This window comes from Streptomyces sp. JJ38, from assembly GCF_019303475.1.
Taxonomy (GTDB): Bacteria; Actinomycetota; Actinomycetes; order Streptomycetales; family Streptomycetaceae; genus Streptomyces.
This window is the reverse complement of sequence record NZ_JABLSI010000016.1, coordinates 31804-55157: the sequence shown is the minus strand read 5'-3', so window position 1 is coordinate 55157 and position 23354 is coordinate 31804. Positions and strand designations below refer to the sequence as shown.

The following is a 23354-nucleotide window of genomic DNA, read 5'->3' as shown; positions in this document are numbered from 1 at the left end:
GAAAACCGGGCAGAAGAGAACGGGCGGCTACGCAGTGCAGTGAATTCGGGATGTATTCGATCTCACTGATTCCGTGATCGTAGCGCATCCGGGGAATTCCTCCGCCGGCTTTCCCGGCGGCTGGTGGCGCCGCCCTCCCCCGTGAGGCCCTCGTGCCGGCCCGGGCGGTCCTCGTACAGTGCGGTCATGGACGCGAGCGCGGTGCTGCACATCACGGGACGGATACTGGCGGGCCCGGAGGACGTACGGGATGAGCTGTGGGTGGTGGACGGCCGCGTCACCTACGAGCGCCCGCGCGGGCTGCGGGACGCGGTCACGGTGCGGGGCTGGGCGCTGCCGGGCCTGGTCGACGCCCACTGCCACGTCGGCCTGGACGCCCATGGCGCCGTCGACGAGATCACCAGCGAGAAGCAGGCGCTCACCGACCGGGAGGCCGGCACGCTCCTGATCAGGGACGCGGGCTCCGCGGCGGACACCCGCTGGATCGACGACCGCGAGGATCTGCCGAAGATCATCCGGGCGGGGCGGCACATCGCGCGCACCCGCCGGTACATCCGCAACTACGCCCACGAGATCGAGCCCGAGGACCTCGTCGCCTATGTGCGCCGGGAGGCGCGGCGCGGTGACGGCTGGGTCAAGCTCGTCGGGGACTGGATCGACCGCGACGCGGGCGATCTCACGGCCTGCTGGCCCCGCGACGCCGTCCACGCGGCCATCGCCGCCGCCCACGAGGAGGGTGCCCGCGTCACGGCGCACTGCTTCGCCGAGGACTCCCTGCGCGACCTCGCCGACGCGGGGATCGACTGCGTCGAGCACGCCACCGGGCTGACGGAGGAGACGATTCCGCTCTTCGCGGAACGCGGCATCGCCATCGTCCCCACCCTGGTCAACATCGCCACCTTCCCGCACCTCGCGGACGGCGGGGAGAAGAAGTACCCGCGCTGGTCCGACCACATGCGGCGGCTGCACGCCCGCCGCTACGACACCGTGCGTTCCGCCTACGACGCCGGCATCCCGGTCTTCGTGGGGACGGACGCCGGGGGCTCGCTGGCCCACGGCCTGGTGGCCGAGGAGGTCGCCGAGCTCGTGAAGGCGGGCATCCCGCCGCTGTCCGCCCTGTCCGCCACCACGTGGGGCGCCAGGGCGTGGCTGGGCCGCCCCGCGCTGGGCGAGGGCGAGCCGGCCGACCTCGTCGTCTACGACAGCGATCCCCGGGCCGACGTCCGCGTGCTGGCCGCACCGCGGCGCGTGATCCTGCGGGGGCGCGTGGTGCAGTGACACACGGCTGATTCGATCGCACGTACGGTGACGCCCCGTCCGGGTGAAGCGGAGGCGGAAGCCGGACGGGCGACGCCTCCCGCGTCAACCATGGCGGGGTCCCGTCACCGGCGCGAGCGATGTCCCCGCATTGGGCCGCGCCCGTGGCACCGCACCATCCGTGGGGGTTCCCTGCCGTGAAGAAGTCCGTCCTCAGCCTGCTCGCCGCCGCCGCCCTGACCGGCGCGGCCGTCCCCGCGCACGCCACCGGCGGCGACGAGCCCGCCGACCGGGAGGGCGCCGCCCGGGCCGCGGTCCTCCGCGCCCAGCTCGACGTGTCGCTGCTGGACAGCACCGTCGACGTACCGCTGAGGACCACGCTCAACGACGTGGGCGTCTCGGGCCCGGACGCCGGGCCTGAGACGGCCGCGAAGACGGCGCTCACCGCCGAACTCGCCGGAGTGGGCGGCGGTGAGCCGGTCAGCCTGCTGCGTGCCGAGGCCGCGGACGCCCGTGCGGAGGTCACGGCGGACCGTGCCGGCGCCGAGGCCACCCTCGCCCGGGCGCGGCTGCACGTCCCCGGGCTGCCGCTGCTGTCGGTGATCGAGCTGGAGACGGTCTCCGCCTCGGTCGTCTGCGCCGTCGGGGAGGCGGCCACGGCCGAGGTGGACGTGCCGGGATCGGTCCGGGTCCTGGGGAAGCGGGTCGCCCTGAGCGCCGGAGGGCCCACCGCCGTCTCGGTGCCGGGCGTCGGCGAGGTGCGTCTGGAGCTGGCGCCCCGGGAGACGACGCGGCACAGCGCGGCGGCCGCGGCGCTCGAGCTCGCGGTCTCCGTCGACCCGCTGGACCTCGGCGTCGCCGAGGTCGACGGCCGGGTGCGCGTCGCCGACGTGAGCTGCCGTACGCCCGTGCCGGAGCGGCCCGCCGACGAGCCGCGGGAGCCGGCCGAGACCTCGGAGCCAGAGGGCGAGCCGGACGAGGCGGAACCGGAGGGAACGATTCCGCAGGGTCGGACAGACGCCGAGGTGCGCGCCCCGAAGACCGGGCCGGATCTCGCGGCCACCGGCGCCGACTCCGGTACGCCCTACCTGCTCGGCGGGGCTGCGGGGCTGCTCACCCTCGGCGCGGCCCTCGTCCTCCTGCGTCGACGTCGCGGCTGACCCGGGGACGGCGGGACGCTTCCGGACGCGGCCGCGGCGCGGGACGCGGTACCGGCCGCGTCCCGCGCCGACCGGCCGTGCCGGGCGCCGTCAGCGCACCCCCACGGCGGCGAGGGCCCTCACCAGGGCGTCCGTCGTGGCCCGGTCGCGCACGGCGAGCCGGAGCCAGGACGGGCCCAGCCCGGGGAAGGTGTCGCCCCGTCGCAGGGCGAAGCCGACGTCCCGCAGCCGGGTCCGGACCTCGCTCGCCCGCGGATGGCTGACCAGCACGAACGGTGCCATCGGGGACGGCGTGGCCTGACCGATCTCCGTGAACCGGGCCAGTGCCTCCACCAGGTAGGCCCGGTCCGCGGCGAACACGTCGGCCGCCGCCTCGGCCTCTGCCCGTGCCCGCTGGGTGCAGCAGGCCTCGGCCGCCGCCAGGGCCGGGGTGCTGACCGGCCACAGCGGCTGCTGTGCGGCCAGCGCCTCGATCAGCGCGGGCTCCGCCAGCACGTAGCCGATGCGCAGCCCCGCGAGCCCCCAGGTCTTCGTCAGGCTGCGCAGCACCACGACGGACCCGGGCAGCCCGGCCAGCCCCGGGATCAGCGACTCGCGCTCGCCCGGGACGGCGTCCATGAACGCCTCGTCCACCACCAGCGTTCTCCCGGCGCGGGCCAGGCCCCGCAGGGTCGCCGCCGGGTGGAGCACGGACGTCGGGTTGGTCGGGTTGCCGACGACGACGAGGTCGGCCGCTTCCGGCACGGCGGCCGGGTCCAGCCGGAAGCCCTCGGCCGCGTCCAGCAGCACCCGCGTCACCCGGTGACCGGCGTCCCGCAGGGCCGCCTCCGGCTCGGTGAACTGCGGGTGGACGACGACGGGGCGGCTCGCCCGCACCGCCCTGGCCAGCAGCACGAACGCCTCGGCGGCGCCCGCGGTGAGCAGCACGCACTCCTCCGGCACGCCGTGGTGGCGGGCCACGGCACGCCGCGCGGCACGCCCGTCGGGATAGGCGGCCAGGGTGTCCAGGGAGGCGGCGATGCGGGCCTTCAGCCATCCCGGTGGGGTGCCGGTACGGACGTTGACGGCCAGGTCCGTGAGCGTGGCCGCCGCGCCGCGGACCTCGGCGTCGCCGTGGTGGCGCAGGTCGGGCCCGCCCTCCTCCGCCGTCACGTCCGCCGGCGGCGCCGGGTGTGCGGTGGGGGTCGAGGGCGTCGAGGGTGCTGGCACGGCCTTAACCCTCCTCGCCGACGGGGGAGGAGACGGTGGCGTGGGCGCAGCAGTCGCAGCCGGTCCGGGCCTGACAGGCCAGGGCCTCGCGGTACCGCTGCCACACCAGCTCGGCCACCTCCGGAGCCCCGCCCACGACGTCCGCCACCCGCACGTCGGTCTCCGGGTACACGCCCGACCAGCCCTCGGCCTGGAGCGCCATGCGACGTGTCAGCTCGTCCGGGAACAGGGACCAGGGCAGGACGACGATCCGCCGCGCGCCCAGCGCCCGGCAGCGCTCCAGCCCGGAGGCGACGTCCGGCGCGGCGACGGAGACGAAGGCGGTCTCCACCCCGGCGAACCCCCGGCCCTCCCACAGGAGCCGGGCCACGCGGTGCACCTCGGCGTTGTCCTCGGCGCGGCCGGAGCCGCGGCCGACGAGCAGCACCGTCGTGGTGGCCCGGTCGGCCGGCGTCCGCGTGCGCTCGCCCAGGGCCTCGTCCACCCGGCGCTCCAGCGCGTCCAGCACGAGGGGGTGCGCACCCAGCGGACGGCCGGTGACCACCTCCAGGCCCGGCTGGGCGGCGACGGCGCGGGACGGACCCTGCGGCAGCCCGCCCGCGGCGTGGGTGCCGTCGGCATCCGTGGTCAGCGGCACGGTGACCAGCCGCCGCACCCCGCGGGCGGCCAGTTCGGAGACGGCCTCCTCCGGCGAGGGGACGGCGTGCCCGGTGAAGCCGAGGGCGACCGGGGCGCCGGTCCCGCCGTCGCCGAGGGCGCGGACGAAGGACCGGACGGCCTCGGCCCCCGCCTCGTCACGGATACCAGGGCTGAGGGCGAGCAGGGCTGGCGCGGTGGTCACGGGTGCTCCTGTGGGTGATGCTGGCGGGGACGGCCGGTCAGCGGGCACGACGTTGTGCGACGGCGCAAGTGACCCTAGGGCCACCGGCCTCCGGCGTGGATTTCAGTTTGGCAACGACCAGTTCCGCGTCCGGCCCCGCGCTGAGCAGGGCGGCGGCCTCGGCGACGCTCGGCGTTCCGACGGCGCGCGCGGCCGCCGGCGTGGGATGCGGAACCGGCACGGCGGCCAACTCCGCGGCACCGTAAGCCCGCAGGGGAACCCCCAGCCGTTGCGCCGCCCGTCTCAGCCCCGGCTCGTGCGCCTTCCCCGCCACGGTCGCCAACTCGGCGACCGCGTCCGGTGGAAGACCAGCCGAGGCCAGCGACGCGGCGATCACCGAGAGTACCTCCTCGGCATCGGCGCCACGCCGCGCGCCCAGGCCGACGCTCACCCGGCCGGTGGCGACCATGCCGCGCACCGTTCCACGAACCGCTGGGCCAGGGCCGGTTCGGCCGCCCAGTGCACATGCAGGTAGGACGCGTGCACGTTCCCGGACACGAAGCCCTCGACCCGCCGCTCGGGCCGGACCAGGCCCCAGGCGGGCCGCCCGCCCGCACCCGGCTCGGTCGTCGTGCGGTGGAACTCGTGCCCCCGCACCCGCGTGCCCGCCCGCGCCAGGACGCTGTCCCCGACGGCGACCGCCTCCCGGTAGCCCAGCGTCAGCCGTCCCGTCATCCGGGCCGACACGTCCAGCACCCCGCACATCGGCAGCCCGTCCAGCTCGCGGCCCAGGTAGAGCAGGCCGGCGCACTCGGCGGCCACCGGGCCCGTGAACCGCGCCACGGCCTCCCGCAGCCGCTCGTTCGCCGACAGCTCCGGCCCGTACACCTCCGGGAAGCCGCCGCCGATCACCACCCCCGACGTCCCCTCGGGCAGCCGCTCGTCGCGCAGTGGATCGAACGGCACGACCTCGGCACCGGCCGCCCGCAGCAGTTCGGCGTGTTCCGTGTAGGCGAACGTGAACGCGGCCCCGCCCGCCACGGCCACCACCGGCCGCCGCCCGACCGGGCGTTCGGCGGGCGGCTGCCACGGCGTCTCGGCCAGCGGCGGGGCGCTGCGGGCCAGCGCCAGCACGGCGTCGAGGTCCACGCCCGTGCGCACCTGGGCGGCCAGCGCCGAGGCCGCGTCCACCGCGTCCGAGCGGCGCTCGGCCACCGGCACCAGCCCCAGATGCCGGGACGGGGCGCTGACCTGGGGCTTGCGCAGCAGCGCGCCGAGCACCGGCACCCCGGACTCCGCCAGCGCCTCGCGCAGCAGCTCCTCGTGCCGGACGGAGCCCACCTTGTTGAGGATCACCCCGGCCAGCCGCACCTGAGGGTCCCAGGACGCGAAGCCGTGCACCAGCGCCGCCACCGAGCGGGACTGCGAGGAGGCGTCCACCACGAGCACCACGGGCGCCCGCAGCAGCTTCGCCACCTGTGCCGTCGACCCGGTCTCACCCAGCCCGCTCGCCCCGTCGAACAGGCCCATGACGCCCTCGACGACGGCGAGTTCGGCACCGGCCGCGCCGTGCAGGAACAGCGGGGCGATCCGCTCGGGACCGCACAGGTACGGGTCCAGGTTCCGGCCGGGACGCCCGGTGACGAGCGCGTGGTAGCCCGGGTCGATGTAGTCCGGGCCCACCTTGTGCCCGGAGACGGCCAGGCCGCGTTCGGCGAAGGCCGCCATCAGCCCGGTGGCGACGGTGGTCTTCCCGCTGCCGGAGGCCGGCGCGGCCAGGACGACCCGGGGGATGTGCGTCATGCGATCACCACTCGATGCCCCGCTGGCCCTTCTGGCCCGCGTCCATCGGGTGCTTGACCTTCCCCATCTCGGTGACGAGGTCGGCCGCGTCCAGCAGTGGCTGCGGCGCGTTGCGGCCGGTCACGACGACGTGCTGGGTGCCCGGACGCTCCCGGAGTACCCCGACGACCTCCTCGACGTCGATCCAGCCCCAGTGCATCGGGTAGGCGAACTCGTCCAGCACGTAGAGCCGGTACGTCTCGGCCGCCAGGTCGCGCTTGACCTGCTCCCAGCCCTCCCGGGCCGCCTCCTCGCTGCTGGCCATGTCCCGCTGCACCCAGGACCAGCCCTCGCCCATCTTGTGCCAGGCGACGGTGCCGCCCTCGCCCGAGGCGCCCAGCACCTTCAGCGCCCGCTCCTCGCCGACCTTCCACTTCGCCGACTTGACGAACTGGAACACCCCCACCGGCCAGCCCTGGTTCCACGCCCGCAGCGCGAGCCCGAACGCGGCGGTCGACTTCCCCTTGCCCGGGCCCGTGTGAACCATCACCAGCGGGCGGTTGCGCCGCTGACGTGTCGTCAGCCCGTCGTTCGGTACCACGCTCGGCTGTCCCTGCGGCATTACGCGACCCTCCGTACGTCCTTGACCAGCGCGGACACGGTGTCCGCGCGCAACTCCTCCAGCGTCACCGCGGGCGCTGCCAGGTCCCGGGCCAGCTCCCCGGCCAGACCCAGCCGCACCGGGCCCGCCTCGCAGTCCACGACGACGGACGCCGTGCCCTCGGCCGCCAGCAGCCGGGCCGCCCGCCGGGCCCGCGCGACCGGCTCCACGCCGCCCGTCGCCCGCCCGTCGGTGACGGCGACGAGCAGCGGACGCCGCGAGGGGTCCCGCAGCCGCTCGACGCGCAGCACCTCACGGGCCGTCAGCAGGCCCGAGGCCAGCGGGGTGCGACCACCGGTCGGCAGTGACTCCAGCCGGGCCGCCGCCGCGTCCACGGACGACGTCGGCGGCAGGACGACCTCGGCGTCCCCGCGCCGGAACGTCACCAGGCCCACCTTGTCCCGGCGCTGGTAGGCGTCCAGCAGCAGCGACAGCACGGCCCCCTTGACGGCGCTCATCCGCCGCCGGGCCGCCATCGACCCCGAGGCGTCCACGACGAACAGCACCAGGTTCGCCTCCCGGCCCTCGCGCACCGCCTCCCGCAGATCGTCCCGCCGGACCAGCAGCCCGGGGCCGCCGCGGCCCCGGGAGCGCTGGTGCGGGGCCGCGGCCTGCACGGTCGCGGCCAGGTGCAGCTTTCCCAGCGCACCCCGCGGGCGGCGGGCCCCGGTGGTGCGGCCCTGTGCGGTGCGGGCCCGGGAACGGCGTCCGGCCGCGCCCTCGCCGACCCCGGGCACGTACAGCGTCCGGGTCCGGAACGGCTCGGCGGCCGGGGCCGGGGCCCGCTCCGCCGGGGCGCCCTGCCGGGGCAGGGCGGGCTCGCCCTCCGGCGCGTCGGAGCCGGGGGAGTCCGCGGACTCCGGTGCGCCGGGCGGCGGCGTCTCCTCGTGGCCCTCGTGCGGCGGCCGTCCGCCCGGGCCGCCGTCGGGGCCCCCGTCGTCGGGACCCTCCGGCCCGCCGCCGTCCGGTCCGTCACCGGGGCCCTCGCCGTCGGGGCCGCCGTCCGGGTCCGGGTCCGGCTCGGTGTCGCCGTCGCCGCTGCCGCCGTTGGCCTCCAGCGTCTCGTCGAGCTTGTCCTCGTCCAGGCCGGGGGCGTCGAACGGGTTGCGGCGCCTGCGGTGGGGCAGGGCCAGCAGAGCCGCCCGCCGCACGTCCTCCTCCAGCACCTCGGTCCGACCGGCCCACGCGGCCAGGGCCGTCGCCGTGCGCGCCATGACGATGTCGGCACGCATCCCGTCCACCTCGAACGCGGCGCAGGTGGCGGCGATCTGGCGCAGGGCCGCGTCGCCGAGCCGCACCTCGGGCAGCAGGGCGCGGGCGGCGGCGATGCGCTCCCGCAGCTCCGCCTCCTCGGCCGTCCAGCGCGCGGCGAAGCCCTCCGGGTCCGCGTCGAAGGCCAGCCGCCGGCGCACGACCTCGACCCGCTCGTCCGTCTCCCGGGAGGCCGCGACCTCCACCGTCAGGCCGAAGCGGTCAAGCAACTGCGGGCGCAGCTCGCCCTCTTCCGGGTTCATCGTGCCCACGAGCAGGAACCGCGAGGCGTGCCGGACGGAGACCCCCTCCCGCTCGACGTAGGAGGCACCCATGGCGGCCGCGTCCAGCAGCAGGTCCACCAGGTGGTCGTGCAGGAGGTTGACCTCGTCCACGTAGAGCACGCCGCGGTGGGCGTCGGCCAGCAGCCCCGGCTCGAACGCCTTCACCCCCTCGGCCAGCGCCCGCTCGATGTCCAGGGCACCCACCAGGCGGTCCTCGGAGGCGCCGACCGGCAGCTCCACCATGCGCGCCGCCCGCGCCTCCCCGGGGCCCGCCTCGTGCGGACCGTCGGGGCACCGCGGGTCGGGCGCGGCCGGGTCGCAGGAGAAGCGGCATCCCGGCACGACGTCCAGCTTCGGCATGAGGGCGGCGAGGGCCCGCACCGCCGTGGACTTGGCGGTGCCCTTCTCGCCCCGCACGAGCACACCGCCGATCGCCGGGGACACGGCGTTGAGCAGCAGTCCGAGCCGCAGATCGGCCATGCCCACGATGGCGGTGAACGGGTAGGGCGTGCTCATGCGTGGTCTCCTTCCTGGTGGGCCGGTGCTCCCGGCGGTACGAACGGCAGACCCGTCGGGACCCCGTCCTCGATGAGCCGGAGCAGCGCCGCGGTGTCGGCGTGCTCCTCGATCAGATCGCCGAGCCGGTCGAGCTGTTCCTCGCGCAGCGCGGCGAAGGCGGTGTCCGGCGCCGGGACGAACGCGCGCCCGGTGTCCCGCGCGACGCGGCGCAGGAAGGCCCGGCGGAAGGCGTCGCTCTCCAGCGAGCCGTGCCAGTGCGTGCCCCACACGGCTCCCACGCGGCAGCCGTCCAGGAAGGGTTCCCCGCCCAGCACCTCGGCGAGCCCGTGGTGGATCTCGTAACCCTCCACCACCTCGCCGAGCGCCTTGCCCGTGGGGCGGGCGAGGGTCTTCTCCCGCGCGAAGCGCACCCGCACCGGCAGCAGCCCGAGCCCGTCGACCACACCGGCGCGCGACTCGACCTCGTCCTCGATGCGCTCACCGAGCAGTTGGAAGCCGCCGCACAGGCCGAGGACGGGACGCCCCTCGGCGGCCCGCCGGGCCAGCGCGTCGGCCAGCCCGCGCCGGCGCAGCCAGCGCAGCGCGCCCACGGTGCCCCGGGTACCGGGGACGACGACGAGGTCGGCGTCGGCCAGCTCCTCGGGCCGGTCGCTGAACCGCACGACGACACCGGGCTCGGCGGCCAGCGCGTCGATGTCGGTGAAGTTGGACATCAGCGGAACGGGCAGAACCGACACCCGCAGGACGTCCGCGCCGTACGGCGGCGCGGTGGCGGCCTCGCGCACCGTGCCGCGCAGGGAGATCCGCAGCCCGTCCTCCTCGTCGATGCCCAGCCCGTGCCGGTGGGGCAGCACCCCGAGGGTGGGCCGTCCGGTCAGGCCGTGCAGCATGTCGAGGCCCGGCTCCAGCAGGGAGACGTCCCCGCGGAACTTGTTGACGATGTACCCGGACAACAGGGCCTGGTCCTCGGGGGACAGCAGGGCCGTCGTCCCGAAGAAGGACGCGAACACGCCGCCCCGGTCGATGTCGCCGACCACCACCACGGGGATCCGGGCCGAGCGGGCCAGGGCCATGTTGACGATGTCGGTCCGGCGCAGGTTGATCTCGGCCGGGCTGCCCGCCCCCTCGCAGATGACCGCGTCGTGCGTGCGGCGCAGCTCGGCCAGGCAGTCGGTCACCGTGTCCAGCAGCCCCTCGGCGCGGCCGCGGTGGTAACCGCGGGCGCTCAACTCCCCGACGGGCTTGCCCAGCAGCACGACCTGGCTCGTGCGGTCGGACCCGGGCTTGAGCAGCACCGGGTTCATCAGCGCGCTCGGCTCGACCCGGGCGGCGGCGGCCTGCATGGCCTGCGCACGGCCGATCTCGGCGCCCTCCCGCGTCACGAAGGAGTTGAGCGACATGTTCTGCGCCTTGAACGGGGCGACCTTCGCGCCCTGGCGGGCCAACCACCGGCAGATGCCCGCCGTCACCACGCTCTTGCCGGCGTCGGAGGTCGTCCCCGCGACGAGCAGCGCACCACCGGGCTCACCGGCTGCCATGCATCCTCCTCGATCGGTGGGCGCGGACGGCGCTCCGTCCGGCCGCTCCCGCGGCGGCGGTGACCACCAGCGCCGCCAGTCCCACGCGCCGGGACAGCCGCACGGCGCGTTCCACGTCGGTCACCGTCACCGCGCGTCCGGTCGCCCCGCCCAGCACCGGACGGTGCTCGACGCGTCCGCCGTAGGACAGTGTGCCGCCCAGCCGCACCCCGAGCGCCCCCGCGAACGCGGCCTCCACCGGGCCCGCGTTGGGCGAGGGGTGCCGGCCGGCGTCGGCTCGCCAGGCCGCCCGGGCGCCGGCGGGATCGGGCCCCAGCAGCACCGCGAGCGCCGCCGTCAGCCGCGAACCCGGCCAGCCCGCGACGTCGTCGAGGCGGGCGGCGGCCCAGCCGAACCGCCGGTAGCGCGGGGAGCGGTGACCGACCATCGCGTCCAGCGTGTTGACGGCGCGGAAGGCCGCCAGCCCGGGGACGCCCGCCACGGCCCCCCACACCAGGGCGCCCACGACCGCGTCCGAGGTGTTCTCGGCGACCGACTCGACGACGGCCCGGGCGATGCCGTCGGCGTCCAGGGCCTGCGGGTCGCGACCGCACAGGTGCGGCAGCCGCTCCCGGGCGCGCTCGACGTCGCCCTCCGCCAGCGCGGCGGCGACGGCTCGCGCCTCCCGGCCGAGTGAGGTCCCGCCGAGTACCGCCCACGTGACGGTCCCGGTCAGGGCGATGCGCAGCGCTCGGCGTGCGGGCGCGGGCAGACGGTCCAGCGTGCTTCCGAGCGCCGCCGCGGCGGCGGTCACGCCGCCCACGCACAGCGCGGTGTGCGCGGCGCCGGCCGCGCGGTGGTCGCGCCACAGGGCGTGTTCGAGACGGGCCGCGGTGCGGCCGAAGGCGGCGACGGGATGGGCGCGGCGCGGATCGCCGGCCAGCGCGTCCCCGAGGAAGCCGAGTACGACTCCGGTTGCGGTCAGGCCCATGACGTCGTCAACCCGCCACGGGCACCTGTCCGACGGGTACGGCGGCCGGGTCAGGGGGCATGGCGGTGCCGGGCATGGCGTGTGTCCTCACTCAGGGTCCGCGCCCTGGCTCGACGTGACCGGCGACGAGAGTCTCCTGGCTCCCGGATCAACACGTCCCCCGGCCTTCCAGCCCGCCAGGGGCCGTGACGTCGGGTGGGGGAGTGCTCCCCGGTGACAGTGGCGGGACCGCGCCGGATTCGCACCGGCTTCCTCTTCCTGCCGCCGTTGTGGCAACGCGAAGTCCACCACGCCCCGCATAGGCCGTCAACTCGGCCTTGACCTGCGGTGCGGGAGTGTGAGCAGGCCCACGGGGGCCCCGGGCACAGCGCCGAGGGGCACGGGCGCGGGCCCGTGCCCCTCGGCGCTGTGGGGAACCTGGTCGGACGGGCCTACCGGCCCGTCTCTCGCTTGGCGCCGGCGGCATCCGGCCGACACGGCGCGTACCACCGTGCACACGGCTCCGGCCGCATGACGACGCGGCTGACGGCGTCGTCATGCCTGCCCGGCCGGACGGGCCTCAGGCGGCGATGATGTAGATCCCGTATGCCACGGCGGCGGCGCAGAGCGCGTAGGCGGCGTAGGCGCCCACGCGGGCCGGGGCGCTGACGCCGCCGTCCGCCTTGCGGGCGGAGCCGCCGACGATGCCGAGGGTGAAGACGCCCACGAGGGCGACCGTCGCCAGCAGGCTGACGCCGAAGACCTGGCCGAGTGCTGCCCAGTCGATGTTCATCACGCTGTCCTTGGGGTCCTAGGTCGTGGGGGCCGTTGGGGGGCGGCGGTGGGCCGGGGCGGAGCCCCGGCCCGGGGGCGGCGTCAGACGGCGCCAGCGGTGGGACGTCCGGCCGGGGCGGAGTCGTCCTGCTCGTCCTCGGCGGACCCCGGGCGCTGCACGCCGGCCGGCGGCGGACTCACGGCCCGGACGGCGGTGGTGACCACGCCGGGGGCGTCGTCCTCGCCGGCGGCGGGCTCGTCGTCGTTGACGTTGGTGTGGTCGACGACCTCACGGCGGGAGGCGGCCCAGATCGCGGCCATCGCGGCCACGAAGAGGACGGCGACGGTGGTGATGCCCCAGTCGCCCTGCTCGGCGAGCAGTGTGGCGAGAGCGGCGACCGCACCGGCGGCCGGGAGCGTCAGCCCCCACGCGGCGAACATGCGGTACGCGGTGTTCCAGCGCACCACACCGCCCTTGCGGCCGTACCCCGAGCCCATGACCGAGCCGGAGGCGACCTGGGTGGTGGAGAGGGAGAAGCCGAGGTGCGAGGAGGCCAGGATGGTGACCGCCGAGCTGGTCTGGGCGGCGAAGCCCTGCGGGGCCTGGATGTCGGTGAGACCGCGGCCCATCGTGCGGATGATGCGCCAGCCGCCGAGGTAGGTGCCGAGCGCGATGGCGATACCGGCGGAGGCGATGACCCACAGCGGCGGCTCGGCGTCTCCCGCGATGACGCCACCGGAGATGAGCGCCAGGGTCATCACACCCATGGTCTTCTGCGCGTCGTTGGTGCCGTGGGCCAGGGAGACCAGGGCGGCCGAGGTGATCTGGCCGGCGCGGTAGCCGTGCGAGGTCCGCTCCGGGTCGGCGTTGCGCGCCGCCCGGTAGGTGACGCGCGTCGCCAGGAAGGCGGCGAGGCCGGCCACGACCGGGGCGATGAAGGCCGGGATCAGGATCTTGCCGAGCACGGCACCGCCGTCGATGGCGCCGATGCCGACGGAGGCGACGGTCGCACCGATCAGACCGCCGATGAGGGCCATGGAGGAACTGGAGGGAATGCCGCCCAGCCAGGTGAGCAGATTCCACAGGATCGCCCCGACCAACCCCGCGAAGATCACTTCGGGTTGGATGCCGGACGTCTCGTCGATGATGCCCTTCGAGATGGTCGTGGCGACCTCGATGGAGAGAAACGCTCCGACGAGATTGAGGATCGCCGACATGGTCACCGCTGCCTTGGGCTTCATAGCCCCGGTCGAGATGGTCGTGGCCATCGCGTTGGCGGTGTCGTGGAAGCCGTTCGTAAAGTCGAACAGCAGGGCCGTGACGATCACGATCCCGATCAGCAGCGTGAAGTGTTCCATTCACCCGGCAATCAGTTTGGGCGGTCAGGTTGCTCAGCGAACGTAAGGACGATGAGTGAACGGAAGGTGAACTGGGGCGGGCTTCGGGGTGTCGTGGCTCGGGGGAGGTGTGGCGGACCCTTGTCCGGCCCTTGGGAACAACCGGATGGACGGGGGTCTCCCGGCCGCGTCGAGACGCTGGTCACAGTGGCTTTCCGTGCCGTGCGGGCGGTGTTCCGGCGCCCTCGCGAGCCGCCTTCACGCCCCGCGCTCTCGTCTCCGGTTCACGCCCCCACCGAGACCGATTCGAGATCTTCCGCACGCCCGACGCTCCCACCTCGAGAGGCAGGCCCTGTGCCCCACCCGCAGCACCACCGTCCCCTCCCGGCCGACGAGGCGCCACCGGCCTGGTCGGCCGCCTGGCACGACGTCGTCCGCACCGCCCGCCGCACCGCCGAGACCGGGCTCGTCGTCGGCACCTCGGGAAACGTCTCGGCGCGGGTGGAGGACGTCGTCCTCGTCACGCCCAGCGGCATCCCCTACGACCGGCTCGGGCCCGCCGACCTCTGCGCCGTCCACCTCGACGGCAGCCCCGCGGCCGGAGCGCGCAGGCCCACCAGCGAGCTGCCCCTCCACCTGGCCGTCTACCGCGAGACCGACGCCGCGGCCGTCGTCCACACCCACGCCGTGCACGCCACCGCCGTCTCCACGCTGGTCGACGAAGTGCCCGCCGTCCACTACATGGCCGCCGCGCTCGGCGGCCCGGTCCGCGTCGCCCCCTACGCCACCTACGGCACCGAGGCCCTGGCCGCACACCTGCTCGCCGCCCTGCGCGGCCGCACCGGCTGCCTGCTGCGCAACCACGGCACCGTCGTCTACGGGCGCGACCTCGACCGGGCCTACGAGCTCACCGCGCAGCTGGAGTGGATGTGCCAGGTCTGGCTGGCCGCGGCCGCCGTCCCCGGCCGCACCCCGGCGACCCTGCCACCGGAGGAGCTCGACGTCGTCGCCGAACGTCTCCGCGGCTACGGCCAGCGGCCGGGCCCCGGGACGGCGGATCGCTGAACCTCCAGTCCGCCCCGGCCGCGATCCCCGCCACCCCGTCGTCCCCGCCACCCCCGCCGTCCCTCCCGGATCGCGGCCGGGTCCCGAGGGGCGGGGGCGCACGTTCGGCGCAGGTCCGGTGGCAGGGTGCAGCAGCCCGCCGCACACTGAACGAGATGCGTCCCGGAACCACGGCGGCCGTAGCCGCCTCCCTCACCGCACTGGGTGCCGGAGCGGCCGTAGCGGCCGGCCGGTACGCGGCCGGAGCTGCCCTGCGGCCCAACGCCGGGGGCACGCCGCCCGGCTTCGACGGCCCGCCGCTGACCGTGCACGGCACCGCCCCCGGCCAGGTCACGCTGACCCGTTCGCTGGATTCGCTCATCCCCGGCATCTACGGGCTCACCGGCCGGGGCTGCCACGCGGTCATCGGCAACGTGCTGGACACCGGACGCCACAACGGTCACGTCGACGGCGCCTCGCCCGACACCGTCGTGCGCCGGCTCGTGCGCGTGACCGAGGGCGAGCTGCGCCCCGGCACGCGGGTGCGGATCACCCCGCAGGTCTACCGCGGCACCCCCGGCGACGCCCTCGGCCTGGAGAGCGAGGACGTCTCCGTCCCCGGGGAGCTCGGGCCGATGCCCGCCTGGTTCCTCCCCGGCGCCCGGGAGACCTGGGTCATCGCCGTCCACGGCCTCGGTACCACCCGGGACCACCCGATGGTGGTCATGCCCCTGCTGCACCGCATGCAGTTCCCCGTGCTGTCCATCAGCTACCGGGGCGACCCCGGCGCGCCCGCGCCGGGCGACGGCGTCGGCCACTTCGGGGACGCCGAGTGGCGCGACCTCGACGCCGCCCTGCGCTACGCCATCGGCCGCGGTGCCACCCGCGTCGTGCTCATGGGCTGGTCCGTCGGAGCCACGATCGCCCTGTACGCCGCCGCCCGCTCCGCGCTGCGCGGCCACGTCGCCGGGCTGGTGCTCGACTCACCCGTCCTCGACTGGCGCGCCACCGTGCGTGCCCTGGCGGCCCGCCGCGTCCCGCACAGCCTGCTGCCGCTGGCCGTGCGCGCCGCCGAGAGCCGGACCGAGGCGGCCGCCGAACGGCTGGCGGACGCGGTCGACCCGGAGCGGCTCACCGAGCCCGTGCTGATCCTCCACGGGCCGGGGGACGCCGTCGCCTCCTGGGACGAGACCCTCGACTACGCCGCCGCGCGGCCCGACCTCGTCACCGTTCGCGAGGTGCTGAACGGGCGCCACGGCGGCGCCTGGAACGCCGACCCCATGGGCTGTGAGGAGTCTCTGCGGCGCTTTCTCACCCCGCTCGTGTGACCCGGGGGGCGAGCCGAGCGCACCCCGCCATGTGGGTGACCACGAGCGCGGTTTGGGCTTTTCGGGGCTCAGCAGGAAGACTGCCCCCCGTGACGTCCCGTACCCCGCGAGACACCAGGCTGAGCATCGTCCCCGAGCAGGCCCTGGCCACGGCCCGCCGATCCGTGTCCGTGCGCCGCTCCCGGCCCGCTCCGCGTCCGCCCGCCCGGCTGGCGCCCCGCGAACAGCTCGCCCGTCAGGCCCGCGCGGCGCTGGGCGAGGCCGTCCGCCTCGCCCGCTGGGCCGACGCCCGCGGCCGCTCACCCGTCCTCGACCCCGGCCCGCCCGCCGAGGACCTGGGGCTGCCCGCAGGCCAGATCACCGTCCACTGGGACCGGGCCCGGCTCGCGGGCCTCGTCGAACTGCACGCCGGCGCCGTGCGCGCGGGCTGGCGGCTGCGCGCCTGGGACCGGGACGACTCCGCCGTCCTGCGGGGCTGGGTCGCCCTGTTCGACGCCTGGTCGCTGGCCTGCCCCGCCCCGGCCAGCGCCGACCCGTCCCTCGTCGGCGACGTCGTTGTGGCGGCTCCGCAGCTGCTGTCGGTCATGCATCTGTCGTCCGGCCCCGTGACCGAACCGGCGCTGCTCGAACTCCTCACCCAGCGCATCGCCGAGCTGCACGCCGAGCGGGACCGGGACGGCACGCCCGTGCCCGCGCCCGCCCCCGGCGAGTCGGCCATCCTGCTGGCCTGGGCCCTGGACGGGCTCTCCGCCGTCGGCGCCCTCACCCGCTGCCAGGACCCCGGACAGCCGGGGCAGGCCCAGCTCACCCCGCTCGGTGACTGGGCGGTGTGGGCCAAGCTGGAGCAGATCTGCGTCGCCGCCCTCAGCCCCGCCGGAAACATCGAGCAGTGCGCCGAGGACATGCTGCGCGGCTGCGCCCGCCTCTCCCCGGGGCCGGCCCGCGACGAGTACCGGGCCTGGCTGGCCGCCCGGCCCACCGGTCCCGCCGTCCGGGAGCTGCTCGCCGCCGCCCGGGGCGAGGACGCCCTCGTGCGGGCCCTGGCCTTCGAGGCCCTGCGGGTCGTGGGCGCGCCGGCCGAGCCCGCCGTCCGCGAGTCCGCCGTCGACCCCGCGCTGCGGCCCTACGCCCTGCTGTGGCTCGCCGAGCACGAGGGGGCGGACCCGGAGGACCTCGCCGGCGGGGCACCCGGCGTGCTCAGCCGCGACGAGGCCGCCTGGCTGTGGGTGGACACCGCCGCCGCGGTCGCCGACCACGGGGAGAGCCAGCTCCTCGTCGACCACCTGGAGTCCGCCGTCCGGGACAGCGTCCCCCGGCTGCTGGAGGAGGTGCGGGCCACCGGGCACCCGCGCACCGTGCAGGTGCTGGTGGCCCTGGCCGCCGCCCACCCGGACCCGGCCCTGGCCAGGGCCGTGCGCCGCGCCGCCTTCCAAGTCCACTCCGGCGGCGCCTGAGCGGTCCCGGGCGGTCCCTCGGCCACGTCGTCAGGACACTCCGTCAGCTGGTGGAGCGGTCGGGACTGTAGGTGCCGAAGACCCAGACGTTGCCCTCCAGATCGCGCGCGATGTAGTCGCGCGAACCATAGGACTGGTCGACGGGCGGCGAGAGGATCTCGGCGCCGTTCTCCGCCGCCCGCCGGTGATGCGCGTCGCAGTCCTCGACGACGACGTAGACCGTGGTCGGGCCGGCGTCCCGGGTGGCCTCGGCGAAGGCACCCTCACCGCCCTTGGAGCCGAGCATCACCGTGCCGTTGCCGTAGGAGAGCTCGGCGTGCAGGACGGAGCCGTCGTCGGCCGCGTACACCATGTCCTCGGTGAATCCGAACGCCGCCTGGAGCTGGGTGATCGCGGCCTTCGCGTCGGCGTAGAGCAGCGTCGGGAAGACGCTCGGCGGGGCGGTCTGCGCGGCCATGTCGATCACCGGACCTCTCTCGGTGCTGCCCCGAAGGGGGCGACGTCCGCGCCACAGTCTTCCAGCCGGGCCCGGCCCGCGCGCGGCGGCCGGGCCCGGCCGGGCGACGGGGAGGCGGGAAAACCGCTTGCGGAGCGCCGGTAGACTTTCCCGCATGGAAACCCCACTCACGCATTAGCCGGCGACGTACGTCCACCTGCCGCCCGTCGCGCTGCCGCGCCGACGGCTGCGCGCCCCTCGCCAGGCGGCGCCGCGCGGCTCGTGACCCACAGCCCGCCAGTTCCGTACGTACGTCGTCCCGCCCAGGAGTTTCCCCGTGATCACCGTCTCCGGTCTCGAGCTGCGCGCCGGCGCCCGCGTCCTCATCGAGTCGGCCAGCTTCCGTATCGCCCGCGGCGACCGTATCGGCCTCGTCGGCCGCAACGGCGCCGGCAAGACCACGCTCACCAAGTGCCTCGCCGGCGAGGGCGTGCCGGCCTCCGGCACCATCACCAACACCGGCGAGGTCGGCTACCTGCCGCAGGACCCGCGCACCGGCGACCTGGACACTCTCGCCCGCGACCGCATCCTCTCCGCCCGCGGCCTCGACACCGTCATCCGCCGCATGCGGGAGAACGAGGACCGGATGGCCGGCGGCAAGGGCGCCACCCGCGAGCGCGCCATGAAGAAGTACGAGCGGCTGGAGACCGAGTTCCTCACCAAGGGCGGCTACGCCGCCGAGGCCGAGGCCGCGACCATCGCCGCGAGCCTCGGGCTGCCCGACCGCGTGCTCGCCCAGCCGCTGCACACGCTCTCCGGCGGTCAGCGGCGCCGCGTCGAGCTGGCCCGCATCCTCTTCTCCGACGCCGACATCCTGCTCCTGGACGAGCCGACGAACCACCTGGACGCCGACTCCATCGTCTGGCTGCGGGACTTCCTCAAGACCTACCGCGGCGGCCTCGTCGTCATCTCCCACGACATCGACCTCGTGGAGACGGTGGTCAACAAGGTCTTCTACCTCGACGCCAACCGCTCCCAGATCGACCAGTACAACATGGGCTGGAAGCAGTACCTGACGCAGCGCGAGGCGGACGAGAAGCGGCGCCGCAGGGAGCGGGCCAACGCGGAGAAGAAGGCCGCGGCGCTCAACTCGCAGGCGGACAAGATGCGGGCCAAGGCGACGAAGGCCGTCGCCGCGCAGAACATGGCCCGCCGGGCGGAGAAGCTGCTGGCCGGGCTGGAGTCCGAGCGGCAGTCGGACAAGGTGGCCAAGCTCCGCTTCCCCGACCCCGCCCCGTGCGGAAAGACGCCGTTGACGGCCGAGGGACTGTCCAAGTCCTACGGCTCGCTGGAGATCTTCACCGACGTCAGCCTCGCCGTGGACCGCGGCTCGCGCGTCGTCATCCTCGGCCTCAACGGCGCCGGAAAGACGACGCTGCTGCGCCTGCTGGCGGGGGTCGAGGAGCCGGACACCGGCGCGGTGCGGCCCGGTCACGGCCTCAAGCTCGGCTACTACGCACAGGAGCACGAGACGCTCGACCCGGACCGTACGGTGCTGGAGAACATGCGCTCCTCCGCGCCCGACATGGACCTCGTCCAGGTCCGCAAGGTGCTCGGCTCCTTCCTGTTCTCCGGCGACGACGTCGACAAGCCCGCCGGCGTCCTGTCCGGCGGGGAGAAGACGCGGCTCGCGCTGGCCACGCTCGTCGTCTCCTCGGCCAACGTGCTGCTGCTCGACGAGCCGACGAACAACCTGGACCCGGCCAGCCGGGAGGAGATCCTCGGCGCGCTGCGCACCTTCACCGGTGCCGTGGTCCTGGTGACGCATGACGAGGGCGCCGTCGACGCCCTCCAGCCCGAGCGGATCATCCTGCTGCCCGACGGCGTGGAGGACCTGTGGGGCGCGGACTACGCCGATCTGGTGGCCCTCGCCTGAGCACCCTGAGCACCTGAGCCGCGAGGTGCCCAGGCCCTCAGGGCCCCGGCCGGCTCCGAGGTCTTACGCCCCGCGGCCCCGCGGCCCCGGGCGTGGCCTCGCCTCACCTACAGGTGCCGCTCGGATGCTTTCCGTGATCGTCGCGCTTCCCCCGGGCGCCGCGCAGTAGACGCGTGATCCTTCATCCGAGTGAGGACGGCTCGTATCCCCCGGGGCTTGCCGATCACGGAAGCGCCCGTCCTCCCGCTCGGCCCCCGCCCCCGGGCCGGGCCGCGCATCTCCCCGCTGACCTGCCCGTTCAGGGGGCCGGGCGGCGACCGGAAGCGCGCGGCCCAACCCGTTCCGGGCCGCGCGTCCCGTCACCGAGCGTGCCCGCGGCGTCAAGCTGCTCCCATCGACCTTGCTGAATGGGTGGCCAGAAGGACCGGAAGGGGTGATCATGAGAACTCAGAGCGCACTTCCCATGAGGAGGCACGGGTGACCGAGACTCTGAAGAAGGGCAGCCGGGTGACCGGCGCCGCGCGCGAGCAGCTCGCGGCGGACCTCAAGAAGAAATACGACTCCGGCGCGAGCATTCGGGCCCTGGCCGAAGAGACCGGCCGGTCCTACGGCTTCGTGCACCGCATGCTCAGCGAGGCGGGCGTGACCCTGCGCGGTCGCGGCGGCGCCACCCGGGGCAGGAAGGCCGACTGACCTCCACACACCGCCGGTGGGCGGGTGGCGCCTGACGGCGGCGCACCCGGTCGGGCATGGCGTCGGTCAGGTGGTTACTCTGCAGTCACTTAACTGCGGACGAGCCACCGGAGGATGCGATGACCCTGCTCGATCGGGACGGTGTTCGACTCACCGTCGAGGCGGAGAACGACGGCGGCGTGGCGACGGTCACGCTCGCCAACGCGGACAAGCGCAACGCCCAGTCCCCGGCCATGTGGCGGGCCCTCGCCGCGGTGGGCCGGGAACTGCCCGGCAGCGTGCGGGTCGTGGTGCTGCGGGGCGAGGGCAAGTCCTTCTCCGCGGGCCTGGACCGGCAGGCCTTCACCCCCGAAGGCTTCGACGGCGAGCCCTCGTTCCTCGACCTGGCCCGCGGCCCGGCCGAGGAGATGGACCGCACCATCGCCGAGTACCAGGAGGCGTTCACCTGGTGGCGGCGGCCCGACGTCGTCACCGTCGCCGCCGTCCAGGGGCATGCGATCGGGGCCGGCTTCCAGCTGGCCCTCGCCTGCGACCTGCGGGTGTGCGCCGACGACGCCCAGTTCGCCATGCGCGAGACGAGCCTCGGCCTCGTCCCCGACCTGACGGGCACCCAGCCCCTGGTCAACCTCGTGGGGTACGCCCGGGCCCTGGAGATCTGCGCCACCGGCCGTTTCGTGCACGCGGACGAGGCCGAGCGCACCGGCCTGGCGAACCTCGTCGTGCCCCGTGCCGAACTGGACGCGGCCACCGCCGACCTGGCCGCCGCGCTGCTGGCCGCGCCGCGTGACGCCGTGATCGAGACCAAGGCCCTGCTCCAGGGCGCCGCCGAGCGGAGCTACGGGGAGCAGCGCATCGCGGAGCGCGCCGCGCAGGGCCGCCGTCTCAGGGACCTCGCCGGGCTGGGGGAGTAGCCCGCCTACCCGTTCGGCGGCACAGCACGCGGGCCGGTGCCGTCGGCGGCCCTAGGGTGAGGGGCGGAGCGGGGGCGGCCGACGGCCGCCTCCGGCAGGCTTTCCGAGAGGGGTGAAGGCGATGACCGAGACCACATCCGCCACGGCCAAGGAGTCCGGTCGGTCGGAGAGCGCGAAGCGGGGCGGTGGGCCGCCCGCCGGCCGGGGCAAGACGACCATCGCCGACGGCGTGGTCGCCAAGATCGCCGGTCTGGCCGCCCGCGACGTCGACGGCGTCCATGCCATGGGCGGTGGCATGGCCCGGACCTTCGGCGCGGTCCGCGACCGGGTCCCGGGCGGCAGCCGCTCCGCCACGCGCGGGGTCAAGGCCGAGGTCGGAGAGGTGCAGGCGGCCCTCGACCTGGAGATCGTCGTCGACTACGGCGTCTCGATCGGGGACGTCGCCTCCGACGTGCGCGGCAGCGTCATCGAGGCCGTCGAGCGCATGACGGGCCTGGAGGTCGTGGAGGTCAACATCGCGGTGAGCGACGTGAAGCTCCCCGACGAGCCGGACGACGAGGAGGAAGAGGAGCCGCGACTGCGGTAGTACCGGTCCGGCAGCGGGGTAGACCCGGCACGGGACCGGGCTCCGGCGCGGGCCGGGCGGAGCGATACAAGGGAGCGCACTATGAGTATGGCGGTCGTCGGACTGATCACTGGAATGGCGCTCGGCTTCGCCGGGTACTTCGGCGGGTTCGGAGCGTTCCTGCTGGTCGCCGCGTTGGGTGCGGTGGGCTTCGTGGCCGGCAGGTTCGCCGACGGCGACCTCGACCCGGGGGACTTCTTCGGTACCCGGGGCCGAAGCGGACGGCGGTGAGCGATGGCTCTCGAGCGCGTTCCGGCCGCCGAACGCGGCGCCACCCGGGTCGCCGACAAGGTGATCGCCAAGATCGCGGCGCAGGCCGCACACGAGGCCCTGCGCTCCTCGGAGGGCGACGCCGCACCGGCCGGCCCTGCCGGGACCACACGGTCCTCCTCTACCTCCACCTCCGGCCCCGCCGCGGCGGGGAGCCCGGACGGCACGCCACCCGCGCCGCCCGGCGGCCGGGCCCGGCACGCCACGGTCACCGCGCGCGCCCGTTCCCGCCGTGGCGGGGAGCCGGACACCGCCCGGCTGCGCGTCGCCGTGGAGCTCGGCTACCCCGGTGACATCGGCGCCCAGTGCCGGGCCGTGCGGCGCCGCGTCATCGACCGGGTCGCGGAGCTGGCCGGCTTCGCGGTCCCGGAGGTCGCCATCGACGTCGAACGGCTGAACGCGCCGCATCTGGTGCAGGACCGCGCCGGGAGGGTGGAGTGAGCGACGAAGCCGCCGGGGGCGGGCCACCGACCCTGGAGAAGCGGCCCGCGGCCCCCGCCGACGCCGCCGCGGACCCCGCCGGGCCAGACGAGGAGCGAGGGCCGAAGGCCCCCCGGGCCGGCTCCGGGCGGCGCGGCCGGTTCTGGTCGGAGCGCCGGCTGCCTGCCCTCCTGCTCGCACTGGTACTGGCCTTCGCCACCGGCGCCCTGCTCTACGACCTCGCCGCCGTGCGCGCCGGGCACGAGGCGCGGGCCTGGCGGCGCGAGCTGGCCGAGCAGCTGGCCGGCCGGTCCCTGAGTGACGGCTGGGTCCTCGGCACCGCCGTCGCCGTCGCCCTCCTCGGGCTGTGGCTGCTGCTCCTCGCCCTGACCCCCGGCACGCGGTGGCTGCTGACCATGCGGGGCGCGCCGGGGCTCCGGGCAGGGATCGACCGGCGGACCGCGGCGGCCGTCCTGCGCGGACAGGCGGTGCAGGTCCCGGGTGTGCGGTCGGCGAAGGTCACGGTGCGCCGCCGGTCGGTACGGGCCAGAGCGGTCGCCCACTTCCGCGAGCTGGACGCGGTGCGCGCGGACCTGCGGGGCGTGCTCGCCGACACCGTCGCCGACCTGGGCCTCGCCCGGGCGCCCCGACTGTCCGTCCACGTCCGCCGTCCGGACCGGCACTGAGGTGAGTGA

The 23354-nt window shown here is 75.5% G+C and carries 23 protein-coding genes and 1 riboswitch; of the genes, 12 read left to right on the top strand and 11 right to left on the bottom strand.

Features of this window, described 5'->3' with window-relative positions; translation table 11 throughout:
* Positions 1–186: 186 nt before the first annotated feature.
* Both HPT28_RS11130 and HPT28_RS11125 read left to right on the top strand, forming a co-directional pair.
* Positions 187–1278, top strand: coding sequence for an amidohydrolase family protein (locus HPT28_RS11130; RefSeq protein ID WP_219090862.1), 1092 nt, complete (start codon positions 187–189; stop codon positions 1276–1278).
* Between the two features lie 176 nt (positions 1279–1454).
* A complete protein-coding gene (locus HPT28_RS11125) occupies positions 1455–2417 on the top strand; it encodes an SCO1860 family LAETG-anchored protein (RefSeq protein WP_219090861.1) in 963 nt (320 codons plus the stop codon).
* 90 nt (positions 2418–2507) lie between these two features.
* On the opposite strand, the gene cobC is transcribed toward HPT28_RS11125, so the two are convergent.
* The 10 genes from cobC to HPT28_RS11075 all read right to left on the bottom strand — a co-directional run bounded on the left by cobC (position 2508) and on the right by HPT28_RS11075 (position 13563).
* Positions 2508–3626 (bottom strand): Rv2231c family pyridoxal phosphate-dependent protein CobC, encoded by a 1119-nt coding sequence (gene cobC / locus HPT28_RS11120; RefSeq protein ID WP_219090860.1) that lies wholly within the window; start codon positions 3624–3626, stop codon positions 2508–2510.
* A 4-nt stretch (positions 3627–3630) separates the two neighbouring features.
* Positions 3631–4467: a sirohydrochlorin chelatase gene (locus HPT28_RS11115; protein ID WP_219090859.1), complete on the bottom strand. Its 837-nt coding sequence runs from the start codon at positions 4465–4467 to the stop codon at positions 3631–3633.
* Positions 4468–4504: 37 nt separating this feature from the next.
* Positions 4505–4915: a cobalamin biosynthesis protein gene (locus HPT28_RS11110; protein ID WP_219090858.1), complete on the bottom strand. Its 411-nt coding sequence runs from the start codon at positions 4913–4915 to the stop codon at positions 4505–4507.
* Positions 4894–6249: a cobyrinate a,c-diamide synthase gene (locus HPT28_RS11105; protein ID WP_219090857.1), complete on the bottom strand. Its 1356-nt coding sequence runs from the start codon at positions 6247–6249 to the stop codon at positions 4894–4896. The genes HPT28_RS11110 and HPT28_RS11105 overlap by 22 nt, the downstream gene beginning before the upstream one ends.
* A gap of 4 nt (positions 6250–6253) precedes the next feature.
* On the bottom strand, positions 6254–6850 hold the full coding sequence (gene cobO / locus HPT28_RS11100) for a cob(I)yrinic acid a,c-diamide adenosyltransferase (RefSeq protein WP_219090856.1): 597 nt from the start codon (positions 6848–6850) through the stop codon (positions 6254–6256).
* On the bottom strand, positions 6850–8940 hold the full coding sequence (locus HPT28_RS11095) for a putative cobaltochelatase (RefSeq protein WP_219090855.1): 2091 nt from the start codon (positions 8938–8940) through the stop codon (positions 6850–6852). The genes cobO and HPT28_RS11095 overlap by 1 nt, the downstream gene beginning before the upstream one ends.
* On the bottom strand, positions 8937–10481 hold the full coding sequence (locus tag HPT28_RS11090; RefSeq protein ID WP_219090854.1) for a cobyric acid synthase: 1545 nt from the start codon (positions 10479–10481) through the stop codon (positions 8937–8939). Before HPT28_RS11090 ends, HPT28_RS11095 begins: the two co-directional genes overlap by 4 nt.
* On the bottom strand, positions 10468–11451 hold the full coding sequence (locus tag HPT28_RS11085) for a cobalamin biosynthesis protein (protein ID WP_219090853.1): 984 nt from the start codon (positions 11449–11451) through the stop codon (positions 10468–10470). Before HPT28_RS11085 ends, HPT28_RS11090 begins: the two co-directional genes overlap by 14 nt.
* A gap of 129 nt (positions 11452–11580) precedes the next feature.
* Positions 11581–11708, bottom strand: a riboswitch (cobalamin riboswitch).
* A 302-nt stretch (positions 11709–12010) separates the two neighbouring features.
* The gene (locus tag HPT28_RS11080; protein WP_219090852.1) at positions 12011–12223 is read right to left on the bottom strand and encodes a hypothetical protein; all 213 of its coding nucleotides are present in this window, start codon (positions 12221–12223) and stop codon (positions 12011–12013) included.
* An 83-nt stretch (positions 12224–12306) separates the two neighbouring features.
* Positions 12307–13563 carry an inorganic phosphate transporter gene (locus HPT28_RS11075; RefSeq protein WP_219090851.1) on the bottom strand — a complete coding sequence of 419 codons (1257 nt, stop codon included), beginning with the start codon at positions 13561–13563 and terminating at the stop codon, positions 12307–12309.
* Between the two features lie 333 nt (positions 13564–13896).
* Here HPT28_RS11075 and HPT28_RS11070 point away from each other — a divergent pair, with 333 nt between their 5' ends.
* The 3 genes from HPT28_RS11070 (at position 13897) to HPT28_RS11060 (ending at position 17368) form a co-directional block, all read left to right on the top strand.
* A complete protein-coding gene (locus tag HPT28_RS11070; protein WP_308119162.1) occupies positions 13897–14607 on the top strand; it encodes a class II aldolase/adducin family protein in 711 nt (236 codons plus the stop codon).
* 155 nt (positions 14608–14762) lie between these two features.
* Entirely contained in the window at positions 14763–15914 is a 1152-nt protein-coding gene (locus HPT28_RS11065; protein WP_219090849.1) for a S9 family peptidase, read from the top strand.
* A gap of 89 nt (positions 15915–16003) precedes the next feature.
* The gene (locus HPT28_RS11060) at positions 16004–17368 is read left to right on the top strand and encodes a hypothetical protein (RefSeq protein WP_219090848.1); all 1365 of its coding nucleotides are present in this window, start codon (positions 16004–16006) and stop codon (positions 17366–17368) included.
* Positions 17369–17411: 43 nt separating this feature from the next.
* On the opposite strand, the gene HPT28_RS11055 is transcribed toward HPT28_RS11060, so the two are convergent.
* The gene (locus HPT28_RS11055) at positions 17412–17825 is read right to left on the bottom strand and encodes a VOC family protein (protein WP_219090847.1); all 414 of its coding nucleotides are present in this window, start codon (positions 17823–17825) and stop codon (positions 17412–17414) included.
* A 316-nt stretch (positions 17826–18141) separates the two neighbouring features.
* Between HPT28_RS11055 and abc-f the strand changes: the two genes are divergently transcribed.
* The 7 genes from abc-f to HPT28_RS11020 all read left to right on the top strand — a co-directional run bounded on the left by abc-f (position 18142) and on the right by HPT28_RS11020 (position 23345).
* Positions 18142–19740, top strand: coding sequence for a ribosomal protection-like ABC-F family protein (abc-f, locus tag HPT28_RS11050; protein ID WP_219090846.1), 1599 nt, complete (start codon positions 18142–18144; stop codon positions 19738–19740).
* Between the two features lie 477 nt (positions 19741–20217).
* On the top strand, positions 20218–20433 hold the full coding sequence (locus HPT28_RS11045; protein WP_219090845.1) for a helix-turn-helix domain-containing protein: 216 nt from the start codon (positions 20218–20220) through the stop codon (positions 20431–20433).
* A gap of 119 nt (positions 20434–20552) precedes the next feature.
* Positions 20553–21344 carry an enoyl-CoA hydratase/isomerase family protein gene (locus HPT28_RS11040; RefSeq protein WP_219090844.1) on the top strand — a complete coding sequence of 264 codons (792 nt, stop codon included), beginning with the start codon at positions 20553–20555 and terminating at the stop codon, positions 21342–21344.
* Between the two features lie 121 nt (positions 21345–21465).
* Positions 21466–21930: an Asp23/Gls24 family envelope stress response protein gene (locus HPT28_RS11035; protein WP_219090843.1), complete on the top strand. Its 465-nt coding sequence runs from the start codon at positions 21466–21468 to the stop codon at positions 21928–21930.
* Positions 21931–22011: 81 nt separating this feature from the next.
* Positions 22012–22200, top strand: coding sequence for a hypothetical protein (locus HPT28_RS11030; RefSeq protein WP_219090842.1), 189 nt, complete (start codon positions 22012–22014; stop codon positions 22198–22200).
* A gap of 3 nt (positions 22201–22203) precedes the next feature.
* Positions 22204–22680: an Asp23/Gls24 family envelope stress response protein gene (locus HPT28_RS11025; RefSeq protein ID WP_219090841.1), complete on the top strand. Its 477-nt coding sequence runs from the start codon at positions 22204–22206 to the stop codon at positions 22678–22680.
* The gene (locus tag HPT28_RS11020) at positions 22677–23345 is read left to right on the top strand and encodes a DUF6286 domain-containing protein (RefSeq protein ID WP_219090840.1); all 669 of its coding nucleotides are present in this window, start codon (positions 22677–22679) and stop codon (positions 23343–23345) included. The genes HPT28_RS11025 and HPT28_RS11020 overlap by 4 nt, the downstream gene beginning before the upstream one ends.
* Positions 23346–23354 lie beyond the last annotated feature (9 nt).

What these genes read in the sequence shown, in the direction of transcription:
- HPT28_RS11030 (WP_219090842.1), top strand. Translation starts at nt 22,012, where the DNA reads ATGAGTATGGCGGTCGTCGGACTGATCACTGGAATGGCGCTCGGCTTC.
- HPT28_RS11035 (WP_219090843.1), top strand. Translation starts at nt 21,466, where the DNA reads ATGACCGAGACCACATCCGCCACGGCCAAGGAGTCCGGTCGGTCGGAG.
- HPT28_RS11110 (WP_219090858.1), bottom strand. Translation starts at nt 4,915, where the DNA reads ATGGTCGCCACCGGCCGGGTGAGCGTCGGCCTGGGCGCGCGGCGTGGC.
- HPT28_RS11065 (WP_219090849.1), top strand. Translation starts at nt 14,763, where the DNA reads ATGCGTCCCGGAACCACGGCGGCCGTAGCCGCCTCCCTCACCGCACTG.
- HPT28_RS11090 (WP_219090854.1), bottom strand. Translation starts at nt 10,481, where the DNA reads ATGGCAGCCGGTGAGCCCGGTGGTGCGCTGCTCGTCGCGGGGACGACC.
- HPT28_RS11040 (WP_219090844.1), top strand. Translation starts at nt 20,553, where the DNA reads ATGACCCTGCTCGATCGGGACGGTGTTCGACTCACCGTCGAGGCGGAG.
- HPT28_RS11080 (WP_219090852.1), bottom strand. Translation starts at nt 12,223, where the DNA reads ATGAACATCGACTGGGCAGCACTCGGCCAGGTCTTCGGCGTCAGCCTG.
- cobO (WP_219090856.1), bottom strand. Translation starts at nt 6,850, where the DNA reads ATGCCGCAGGGACAGCCGAGCGTGGTACCGAACGACGGGCTGACGACA.
- HPT28_RS11095 (WP_219090855.1), bottom strand. Translation starts at nt 8,940, where the DNA reads ATGAGCACGCCCTACCCGTTCACCGCCATCGTGGGCATGGCCGATCTG.
- HPT28_RS11025 (WP_219090841.1), top strand. Translation starts at nt 22,204, where the DNA reads ATGGCTCTCGAGCGCGTTCCGGCCGCCGAACGCGGCGCCACCCGGGTC.
- HPT28_RS11085 (WP_219090853.1), bottom strand. Translation starts at nt 11,451, where the DNA reads ATGGGCCTGACCGCAACCGGAGTCGTACTCGGCTTCCTCGGGGACGCG.
- HPT28_RS11075 (WP_219090851.1), bottom strand. Translation starts at nt 13,563, where the DNA reads ATGGAACACTTCACGCTGCTGATCGGGATCGTGATCGTCACGGCCCTG.
- HPT28_RS11130 (WP_219090862.1), top strand. Translation starts at nt 187, where the DNA reads ATGGACGCGAGCGCGGTGCTGCACATCACGGGACGGATACTGGCGGGC.
- HPT28_RS11105 (WP_219090857.1), bottom strand. Translation starts at nt 6,249, where the DNA reads ATGACGCACATCCCCCGGGTCGTCCTGGCCGCGCCGGCCTCCGGCAGC.
- HPT28_RS11055 (WP_219090847.1), bottom strand. Translation starts at nt 17,825, where the DNA reads ATGGCCGCGCAGACCGCCCCGCCGAGCGTCTTCCCGACGCTGCTCTAC.